This window comes from uncultured Nostoc sp. (genome assembly GCF_964245575.1).
Lineage (GTDB): Bacteria > Cyanobacteriota > Cyanobacteriia > Cyanobacteriales > Nostocaceae > Nostoc.
This window is the reverse complement of the sequence record NZ_CAXTNP010000286.1, coordinates 1-9,310: the sequence shown is the minus strand read 5'-3', so window position 1 is coordinate 9,310 and position 9,310 is coordinate 1. Positions and strand designations below refer to the sequence as shown.

At 42.6% G+C, this 9,310-nt stretch carries 11 protein-coding genes; 5 read left to right on the top strand and 6 right to left on the bottom strand.

Features of this window, described 5'->3' with window-relative positions; genetic code table 11:
* Positions 1 to 277: 277 nt before the first annotated feature.
* From ACFFAP_RS31480 to ACFFAP_RS31460, 5 genes are all read left to right on the top strand, one after another.
* On the top strand, positions 278 to 1,186 hold the full coding sequence (locus ACFFAP_RS31480) for a DUF2382 domain-containing protein (protein WP_375514891.1): 909 nt from the start codon (positions 278 to 280) through the stop codon (positions 1,184 to 1,186).
* 350 nt (positions 1,187 to 1,536) lie between these two features.
* Positions 1,537 to 1,746: an acetyltransferase gene (locus ACFFAP_RS31475; RefSeq protein ID WP_375514890.1), complete on the top strand. Its 210-nt coding sequence runs from the start codon at positions 1,537 to 1,539 to the stop codon at positions 1,744 to 1,746.
* A 306-nt stretch (positions 1,747 to 2,052) separates the two neighbouring features.
* Entirely contained in the window at positions 2,053 to 2,490 is a 438-nt protein-coding gene (locus tag ACFFAP_RS31470; RefSeq protein WP_375514889.1) for a hypothetical protein, read from the top strand.
* Positions 2,491 to 2,555: 65 nt separating this feature from the next.
* On the top strand, positions 2,556 to 3,077 hold the full coding sequence (locus tag ACFFAP_RS31465; protein WP_104908189.1) for a hypothetical protein: 522 nt from the start codon (positions 2,556 to 2,558) through the stop codon (positions 3,075 to 3,077).
* Positions 3,078 to 3,649: 572 nt separating this feature from the next.
* Positions 3,650 to 6,793 (top strand): MFS transporter, encoded by a 3,144-nt coding sequence (locus tag ACFFAP_RS31460; protein ID WP_375514888.1) that lies wholly within the window; start codon positions 3,650 to 3,652, stop codon positions 6,791 to 6,793.
* Positions 6,794 to 6,798: 5 nt separating this feature from the next.
* On the opposite strand, the gene ACFFAP_RS31455 is transcribed toward ACFFAP_RS31460, so the two are convergent.
* The 6 genes from ACFFAP_RS31455 to ACFFAP_RS31430 form a co-directional block, all read right to left on the bottom strand.
* Positions 6,799 to 7,122 carry a helicase HerA domain-containing protein gene (locus ACFFAP_RS31455; RefSeq protein WP_375514887.1) on the bottom strand — a complete coding sequence of 108 codons (324 nt, stop codon included), beginning with the start codon at positions 7,120 to 7,122 and terminating at the stop codon, positions 6,799 to 6,801.
* Between the two features lie 65 nt (positions 7,123 to 7,187).
* Positions 7,188 to 7,886, bottom strand: a complete 699-nt coding sequence (locus ACFFAP_RS31450; protein ID WP_375514886.1) for a hypothetical protein — start codon at positions 7,884 to 7,886, stop codon at positions 7,188 to 7,190.
* 33 nt (positions 7,887 to 7,919) lie between these two features.
* Complete coding sequence (locus ACFFAP_RS31445; RefSeq protein ID WP_375514885.1) at positions 7,920 to 8,231, bottom strand: metal-dependent hydrolase; 312 nt, start codon at positions 8,229 to 8,231, stop codon at positions 7,920 to 7,922.
* A 17-nt stretch (positions 8,232 to 8,248) separates the two neighbouring features.
* Positions 8,249 to 8,653 carry a hypothetical protein gene (locus ACFFAP_RS31440; RefSeq protein ID WP_375514884.1) on the bottom strand — a complete coding sequence of 135 codons (405 nt, stop codon included), beginning with the start codon at positions 8,651 to 8,653 and terminating at the stop codon, positions 8,249 to 8,251.
* Positions 8,616 to 8,933: a hypothetical protein gene (locus tag ACFFAP_RS31435; RefSeq protein WP_375514892.1), complete on the bottom strand. Its 318-nt coding sequence runs from the start codon at positions 8,931 to 8,933 to the stop codon at positions 8,616 to 8,618. The genes ACFFAP_RS31440 and ACFFAP_RS31435 overlap by 38 nt, the downstream gene beginning before the upstream one ends.
* A 111-nt stretch (positions 8,934 to 9,044) precedes the next feature.
* Complete coding sequence (locus ACFFAP_RS31430) at positions 9,045 to 9,236, bottom strand: hypothetical protein (RefSeq protein ID WP_375514883.1); 192 nt, start codon at positions 9,234 to 9,236, stop codon at positions 9,045 to 9,047.
* Between the last annotated feature and the right edge of the window lie 74 nt (positions 9,237 to 9,310).

Sequence of the window (9,310 nt, the reverse complement as noted above, 5' to 3'; positions counted from 1 at the left end):
TATTTAAATAGCTGCAATTGATGGTATATATTGTTTAATATAGATTAATACATGATATATAGCGCTAGAAGCTAGTCACAAAAAGGCTAGAAGCTAGTCACAAAAATTAGATAAAACTATTATCAGAAGTTATAAGTTATAAGTACAGAAGTACTAAAATATGCCTAATGATAATATTTACCTGTGAAAAATTAAAATTTAATTTAGTAGTTTTTTTAATTATTTGGATAGTATATAATTGAGGAAATAAAGAGCATAATTTTAAGGATAAAAAATAATGCCACTTCAAAAAATAAGTGAATTTGATACAGACTACTCTAATACCCTGGGTAAAGACATAAAAGGAATGGGTGTGTATGTTCAGGGAACTGATGAGAAGATTGGCACAGTAAATGATGCTGTACTAGACGACCAAGGAGCATTCCGCTATTTAATTGTTGACTTAGGCTTTTGGATTTTTGGCAAGAAAGTCTTACTACCAGTAGGTAAATCGCGTATTGACTCTAGAGCAGACCGTGTATATGTCGTTGGGATGACAAGAGAGCAAGCGGAAAATTTACCTGAATATCAAGAACATACAGCACTTGACTACGACTATGAAGAACGAGTGCGCGGAGCATATCGCACACCGTCCGTAGAAAATTCAGCACCTCTGGATGCAACATCTGCGGCTGCGGTAGCATCGACAGTTGGACGCACTACTCCTAGTCCTGACCTCAACAGCTATACCTACGCACAGGACGCGGATCTGTATGATGTCAGCGCTCATGAAGACCAAAGCTTCAAACTCTACGAAGAAAGGCTGGTTGCTAATAAACAGCGTCGGAAAACCGGAGAAGTATCGATTGGTAAGCATGTCGAAACGGAAACTGTCAGAGTTGCTGTTCCGGTGGAAAGAGAGCGAGTCGTGATTGAGCGAGTGACTCCTCAAGACGCAGGCAAAGTTGTCTCACCTCAAACAGCTAACTTCCGCGAGGGCGAGGTAGCACAGATAGAACTCTATGAAGAAGTTGCAGATGTCCATAAGGAAGCTTTTGTGCGGGAAGAAGTCAGAGTGAAAAAAGTTGTAGACAAAGAAACCGTTGAAGTTGAAGATACCATTCGACGTGAAGAGTTAGATGTTGATGCTGAGGGTCGTACTATTGAGGAAACAACTGGTAATAAGTTGCCCAAAGACCGTATTTAATAAAACTGCTTTTAACCTTCATCGCTTGTCAGACAGCACATAGATTCTAGGCTGAGTCTGGAATATCTTCAAGGGTTTTCGGCATTTTTGTGATCGAGCAAATGTATTTGCTTTCTATATGGGTTCGCAAGAGTTGTAGAGATCCCCAATTAGATTTAATCTACTGATTTAGCCACAGGACAGACTTCTTCAAACCAGAAAGTGCCTAATCTATATTGGCTGAACTTGTCGGCACATTTTTTCTGACGCTTGCTGCACTCTTGGGTGGTACACCTTATGCTGTTGGGCTGATACTATTAAAAAGAATGTATCAGTAAGTTAAACCTCAAACCTCAAACTTAAGTTTTGCTATGTTACTACAAGATAAACAGAACGGCAATTTAGTAGAAATCCTCGACATTGAGGCACTGTTTAGCCCGAAAGAAACTACTGTTAAAGGACAATATCAGGTGGGAGAAGAAGAACAAGACCCAGAATCTTTTGAGAAAGGCAAATTAAATTTTCCTTCTGGTGAGAGCTTGCCACAATGTTGGATGGATGCAAATTACAAAAGTGCTTGAACATATAGTTAAAATTCATGCCATGTATGTTGCATCTTAAGCTAGAGTTTATTCAAGCAATTACTCAAACCTCTATAGCAGTTCTAAATGATTTCTGAACTTTTCTGTTTATCTTCTTGGCACTCTTCTCTAACAAGACGCTCCGCGTACCTTTATGGGGAAGCAAGCTACATGTAGTGTCTTCTAGAGAAGGTGGCTTCTCTGCGAGACGCTGCGCGATGCAGGTTCAATAAATTTCATAGATAAAATAGGATTGCTATAGCCTGGAATTGTGGAATTTCCAACTTATTTTTTTAGGAGACAAGTGTGAATATGATTCAACAGTTTCGTCGGTTTTTAACAGCTTTAGTCTTGGTATTAGTAATAACAACAATAGCCGCCTGTAGTGGCACTGTTCAAGCTAAACAATCAACTCAATTACCGCCCGGAATCAGTCGCAGTGGTGACTATGCTTTGTTAGAACGCGGTAACAGCGTACAGGGTCAGGATTTTGGTAATTGGGTTATCAGTACAGCAAAAGGAATTGTCCAGGATGCTTATGTCCGTGACAACAACAAGTTAGGTATCGTGATTACGCCTCAAGTTCGTCCGACGGAAGTGCGGCCATTAGCAAAATCCTTAGTCCAAGGTTTTCACAAAAATTTTCCTAATCAAGACTTGACGATTTTGGTATACGCACCCGATAAAAAACTGATTTTGACGGGTCAGTATGATGTGCAATCAAATCAAGTTGAGTATAAATAACTACTCAAATTTCTCAGTTCAAGAATTGATTCAGTTGATTCAAAGTATAAAAGGAGGCATTTTTAATGAGCAGCAGCGACAAGTATAAACGCGAAATTCTCAATGATTTGGCGCATGGTAATACAGAATCTTTAGATGATGTTTCATCTGATCCAAGCAAGGATTACCAAAACTTTGACGATTTTGCTCAACGCTCATCCCATGAAGAACGTCGTCAATTATTTGGTAAATCTTTTAACCATAACAGCATTCCCCCAAGCCAGCTGGAGCCAGAATTGCAGAAAGCGATCGCTCAGATTAAGCCTAACGAACGGGATGATGTTGCTCGAGCATTTTTCAAGCACTTAAAGCAAAGAGGTCTAGACGAACGCCATCTGGAGCGAGATTTGGGACTTTCTACCCACAACCCCAACCACATGAATGCAGATGACCTCAGCAAGCTGGCATCTTTCACATATCATAGCCATCCTGACATCTTCCAATCCGTGATGGCTGAACAACCAGCAATTCTTAAGTTTCTCAGTAATCCAGTTATCGGAGCAGCTTTGGGAGCGATCGCCGCTAAATGGTTTGGTGGACATAAATAAGCATTTCCAAACTTGATACACATATAGGACTAATCCTTTTAAGCTGACTCGTAAAATCTCTTTTTTTCTCAGCGCTTTGTGTCTGGATGTCTGCAAAAGTTGAGACACTTGCTTGTGGAGGTTTCGCCCTTCAAGCAAAGTGGCATTGTTATGGAGAGAAACCCGCCCAATGCACTCGCTCGTGCTGACAAATTTTCGCTACGCCTCTGCGGTTAAAAAGTAATTTATTTAACTAAAGAGGCGCAGATAACACAGAGATAAGACTTAAAAGAGGTATTTATTTACCCACCTTAATAAAGGCTAGTCCAACATAGTTATTTGTCTGCACACTGCAAATATATTAGATTAACAGCTGATTGCAGACGATAAGCAAGTGAAAACTGGAGATGTTGGCATAACAAAGGGTATTGAAACTCACTCCACCCATTCACTCCCGGTAGAGATTCTTGAGCTAACCACCACTGGAAACACTGACACACCACTAGCTTAAATAACTTTTGAGATATTGTCCTGATTAAGTTCTTTTTTTCGCAAGTGGCAATGTCTAATTGAGATCGAACAAGGAAAATAGAATGTTTACAATTACAGATTTTACACTGTTTGGTTTAGCACCGATGACAATGGCTCAGGAAGTTTTAACTCCAGAACAAGCATCACTTGTTTTTTCTGGGCCGAAATTTTTGGTGGCATTGCTTGCTGGTATATTGATGGCATTTGCCTTTCAATTGCTATTAACAAACTTCTCGGTAGCTGTAGGAATTTCAGCTTTAGGGGGTAGCGAAAGTTCTGATGAATCTGAAAGCTTAGGCGGAACGATTCGCAAAGTTGAAACAGCCGTCGGTCTTTGGGCGCTTGTTACTGCAACCATCGCCTTATTTGGTGCTTGCTTTTTAGCGGTGAAACTCAGCTTAATTGACAGTGCGCTTTTAGGAGCAATTATCGGTGTAGTCATTTGGTCTGCCTATTTCACAGTCATTATGTGGTTAGGTTCGAGTGCAGTCGGCTCCTTAATTGGTTCTGTTGTTAGTACCGTTAGTAGTGGTATGCAAGGAGTCATGGGTACAGCAACTGCAGCTTTGGGTGCTAATGCTGCTAAAAGTCAGATGGTTTCTACAGCTGAAGAAATCACCGCCGCCGTTCGTCGGGAATTCACATCAGGTTTTGATGCTGATAGTATCAAAAATACATTACAGAGTTCTTTATCCGGTGTACAGTTACCGCAGCTGGATACTAAACAAATCGGCTCTCAATTTCAGAAGCTGCTCAAAGAGGGAGACTTACAATCAATTGCTGATAGTGACTTACTCAAAAATGTTAATCGCCAGACTTTTGTTGATTTAATTAGTTCTCGCACAGACTTTTCCCAGTCAGATATCAATGGAATTGCAGACCAATTACAAGGTGCTTGGAACCAAGTTGTGAAAGGCTCAAATCCCACTGACCAAATAATTAATTTACTTCAAGAAGCCTCACCAGAAGAATTGCAACCTGAAAAACTAGTTGAAAAAATTCAGCAATTAGCAACAGTTGGAGGTGGAAATGGTAAGCAAGGCAATGGAATAGTTAAGAAAGCTATTGAAGTTGGCTTAGGTGCGGCTTTACCTGCGGTGATGAAGCAGTTTGACTTTGCCCAAATAGATGTAGAAAAAGTTGCTCAACAGTTACAAAAATTGTCAGGGAAAGTTCAGAAAGTAGATGTTGATAAAATTACACAACAGTTGCAACAACTTAAAGACCAAGCAACCCAGCAAGTAAGTAAGCTTAGTAGTTCTGGAGCTGAGAAATTACCTACACTTCCAAATAATACTGTCAAGGCAGATATAGAAGAATACATCTTGAATTCTTTCCCTTGGCATTTTAACCGCATCACAATCCAAGATGAATTAAAAGAAGTCATCTATGACCAGAATGCTAACCCAGGAAATGTCAGACGGGAATTGGAGGAATTAACAAGAGAGTATTTTGCTAACTTGCTCAAGCAACGGGAAGATATCAACGAAGCAAAAGTCAAAGAAATTTCCGAGCAGATGGAAAGCATTCGCACGGAAGTTTTAGAAACTGTCAAGCAGGCAGATACAACAGAAAAATCACAAAATCTTCGCACCCGTCTAGAAGATTATCTGCGTTCAACTGGGAAGGAAGAACTCAACCCAGAAGGTATTGAGCGGGACTTGACGAAGTTGCTGGAAGACCCAGAAGCGGGCATTGAAGATTTAAGTCAGAGATTTTCGGAAATTGACCGCGATACTTTGGTGAAGTTACTGGCTGACCGCGAAGATATCTCAGAAGAGGAAGCTAATAATATTGTTGGTCAATTTGAACGTACTCGGGATCATGTATTAGGTCAGGCAAAAGAACTGCAAGAGCAAACCAAAGCAAGAGCTGATGAGTTGCGGCAAAAGGTAGAAGAGTATCTGCGTAATACTAATAAAGAAGAACTCAATCCTGAAGGTATTAAGCGTGATTTTGTCACACTCTTAGAAGACCCACAAGCCGGAGTCTCCGCCTTAAGAGTCAGATTATCACAATTTGACCGCGATACTTTGGTTCAATTATTGAGTCAACGGCAAGATTTGAGTGAGGAGCAGGTAAACCAAACTATCGACCAGTTGCTCACAGTCCGGGATAACGTTTTGCAAGCTCCGCAAAAAGCCGCCGAGACAGTAAAACAGCAGTACGAAAAAACCACGAGTACTATTAGTGAATATCTCCGCAATACCAACCTGGAAGAACTCAACCCAGAAGGTATTCAACAAGACTTGCAAAAATTATTGGCTGACCCCAAAGAGGGTGCTGATGCACTCAGAGAGCGGCTTTCACAAGTAGATAGAGAAACTTTAGTCAAGCTGCTGACGCAACAGGGAGATTTGAGCGAGGAGCAAGTAAATCGCACCATCGACTCAACAGAACAAGCTATCAATAATATTGTCAAAGCACCGCAACGCTTGGCAAACCGTGCTACTGAAAAAGCGCAGGAGTTTGAAGCTTATCTAGAAAACTATCTGCGTAACACTAATAAAGAAGAACTCAACCCGGATAGTATTAAGCGCGATTTGCAATTGTTGCTGTCTTCTCCCCGTGCTGGTGTGTCTTCTTTAGGTGAGCGTGTTTCTAAATTCGACCGTTCTACACTCGTGGCTTTGTTGTCCCAACGTGAGGATATTTCAGAAGAAGAAGCTAACCGAATTGTGGATCAAATCGATTCTGTGCGGAACTCGATTGTCGAACAATATCAGCAGATTCAGTCAAAGGTGCAATCGGCACTTGATGGTATTTTCGGCTCTGTTCGCAATTACCTCAACTCGCTAGATCGTCCTGAACTCAATTATGAAGGTATGCAGCAAGATTTTGCTAAAGTGTTTGACGATCCGCAAGCTGGATTTGAGGCTTTGCGCGATCGCCTATCTTCAGTAGACCGTGATACCCTAGTTGCTGTCCTCAGTTCGCGTGAAGATATTTCCGAAGCGCAAGCTAACAAGATTATCGACAAAATCGAAGGCACACGGGATAGCGTACTGCACCAAGCCGAACGCATCCAGCAAGAAACTCAAAAACGCCTCAGTGCAATCAAAGAGCAAGCACAAAAGCAAGCAGTTGAAACCAAAAAAACTGTTGCAGGTGCTGCTTGGTGGTTATTTAACACAGCTTTTGTTTCTTTGGCAGCTTCGGCTATAGCGGGAGCTTTGGCTGTATCAGGTTTTGACCTATTTGGTTAAGGGTTTTACGAATTCATAGTTAGGTTTAACCCATAAGGGGACTCAGCATCAAGTGAATAGCAAACTTCTGAAGGTAGCTCTAAGTCACCATGAAAATCTGTAATAACTATTTTGATATCAGGAAATAATGATGGTAATTCATGAGCAATCGCTTTTAAAGTCTGGGTTTTTCCGCTCCCAGAAGTTCCTAAAATAGCGGCGTGACCATTGCGAAGTTGAGCGGGATTCCAGTAAACTTTGTCACCTAGCAAAATACCAGATGTATCAGCAATAAGTGTCTTTTTGGATTGATTAGGCTTTAAGGTAGCTGTTGGTAATGGTTTAGGCATGGGATATTGGGGAATTAGGAGTTAGACAATTAGAGATTAGACATTGGGCAAACAGAGCATGGGGATTACTGACTGCTGCTGTTAATCACCCTCACTTGTAACTGTCCTGTAGCAAATTCCTCGCTCAATGTTTTTTGAACAATAGAAAGGGGTGCAGCTTCCAAAGTGATGCTGGTGTCAGTTGCCTTAATCACAGGAAACTGGTACGGGTCACGGGGTAAACCTGAAGTTTCTAAACCATCAACCGACAATTGACCAGAAATAAATACCATCGCCCCGGTGCGGTTGAATTGGGCGATCGCCGAGCCTATCGGTTCATCTTCCAAGGTCAGCGCTTCAATATTGGTAATTGCTGGTCGTCCCACATCGGCTGTGATTTCCTCTAAGAAAATCTGTGCATCGGGTTCCGTCGATGCTTTGTAAATCCGCCCGTCGTAGGATTGCACCAAAAATCCAGTTCCCTGCACCTGGATAATTAGATATTGCCCATTTATCTTAAAGCGATCGCCTGTTCGCACCCCCTTAATGTTGGCTTTAATTAAGTGAGTTGACCCCGACTCGTTGAAAATATGTTGCACCCCTGAAGGGGACGCAATTAATCGGTTGAACTGGGTTAGGATTCCTCCTGAGTTGTTGATGCTAAAGGTTCTAAGAGCGATCGCAATCAGCAATATAAGGACAAAGTACTCTGCATTACTGCCAGTTCTTAGCCTTAAATTCCTGTTTCCTGGGCAAACACAACGCACCGGGGAAGGCCAGAACATTTCCACTCCGCCACGAGTAAAAATGTCAGCAAATCATCCAAAAAAGTAGCCTACACTCAGGGTGTGAGCGAGATTTAGGAGATTGGGGTTAAACAGTGCTGCGGTGTAACCAGCAATTGCAATCGCACCACTGGCAACTAAACTATGAGTGCAGCTACGGTGTGGCATTCTGCTTTCAAAAAACGCACTCACCCACGGGAGAACACGACCAGCCGGGGATGTGGAAATGTCGATGTCTGGTAAGAGTCCTGCGATCGCACCCACAGCAATCATCGTCGGGCTAGCAGTTCCGAGCAGCAGGCTGGTAGCTGTGCCACTAATTAATAGGTGAGAAATTCCAAGCATTACCGTATCCTCCTATATTATGGTGGCAGATTATACTGAAGACGAGAAAGTCCGAGGAATACAGCCGCCGCGATACCTCCAATAATGTACAAGGCTTGATCGCCAGTCCCCAACCCGATAAACCTCATAATCACAAAGGCAATTCCCGCCAGGAGTATCAGGGGTGTGATGTCGAAGTAGCGGCGGTGGTCGCCCGATTCCACATCTAATCCCAAATACTCCTCATCCACTGCACGAGCCGCCAGCATGGAATTACCCCCGGCGCGTTCTTGGAGCTTGGATAATTCAGAAGGTTTAAGTGCGATCGCTCTTTTAGCAGCAGCCTGTATCATAATCTCTTGAATCGCATACTCTGGTAGGGGTTTCAATTCAATCCTGGGAATGTTAATAAAGATATCGGTGCGTGGGGGGGTCGGTGGCAAGTAACAGCATAGGCGCGTCATTTCGTCGCAATTGCTTTAGCCACATCCTAAATTTGGCATCGCAACAGTGAGCATCATCGAGGATGAGAAAGGCTGTGTTTTCCTCTAAGAAATCGGCGATCGCCCTTTTTAGTTTGGCAGCCGTGAGTGACTTAGCCTTTAGGTCTTCGGTTGGTATATCGAACTGGTGAGCGATTTCCAGCAACATCTGTTTAGGGGTGGCTGGTTCAATGAATGTGACCATGAAGCCATCGGCTTGTAGTTTTTCAACAACTGCGATCGCTAAGGTGGATTTACCACTCCCGTCTTCCCCAGCTATGAGAATAGCCCCATTCGCTAGGAGTGAGGCTGTAGTCCGGTTTAGCTTGGCTTGTCTGTAAATGCAGAACTCTCAAGGCGTGGGTATCTGTTCTATTGCTGGTGCTGGGTCTTGAGTCTGATTCTTAGAGGAAAATTTGAGATTAGGAGCGTAGATGCAAAGCAGCTTGTTGCTAGACATCGCTAGCACTCCCCCTATACCTAATGTCAGTAATGACAAGGGATTAAGATTATTAACAGCGACAATCGCCCCAGTTGCTAGCATTCCCAAAAACTTTAAGCTGCACTAGACATCTCCGAAAACAGTCAAAGCCTTTGTGTGGCTAGGCTATAGCCCAT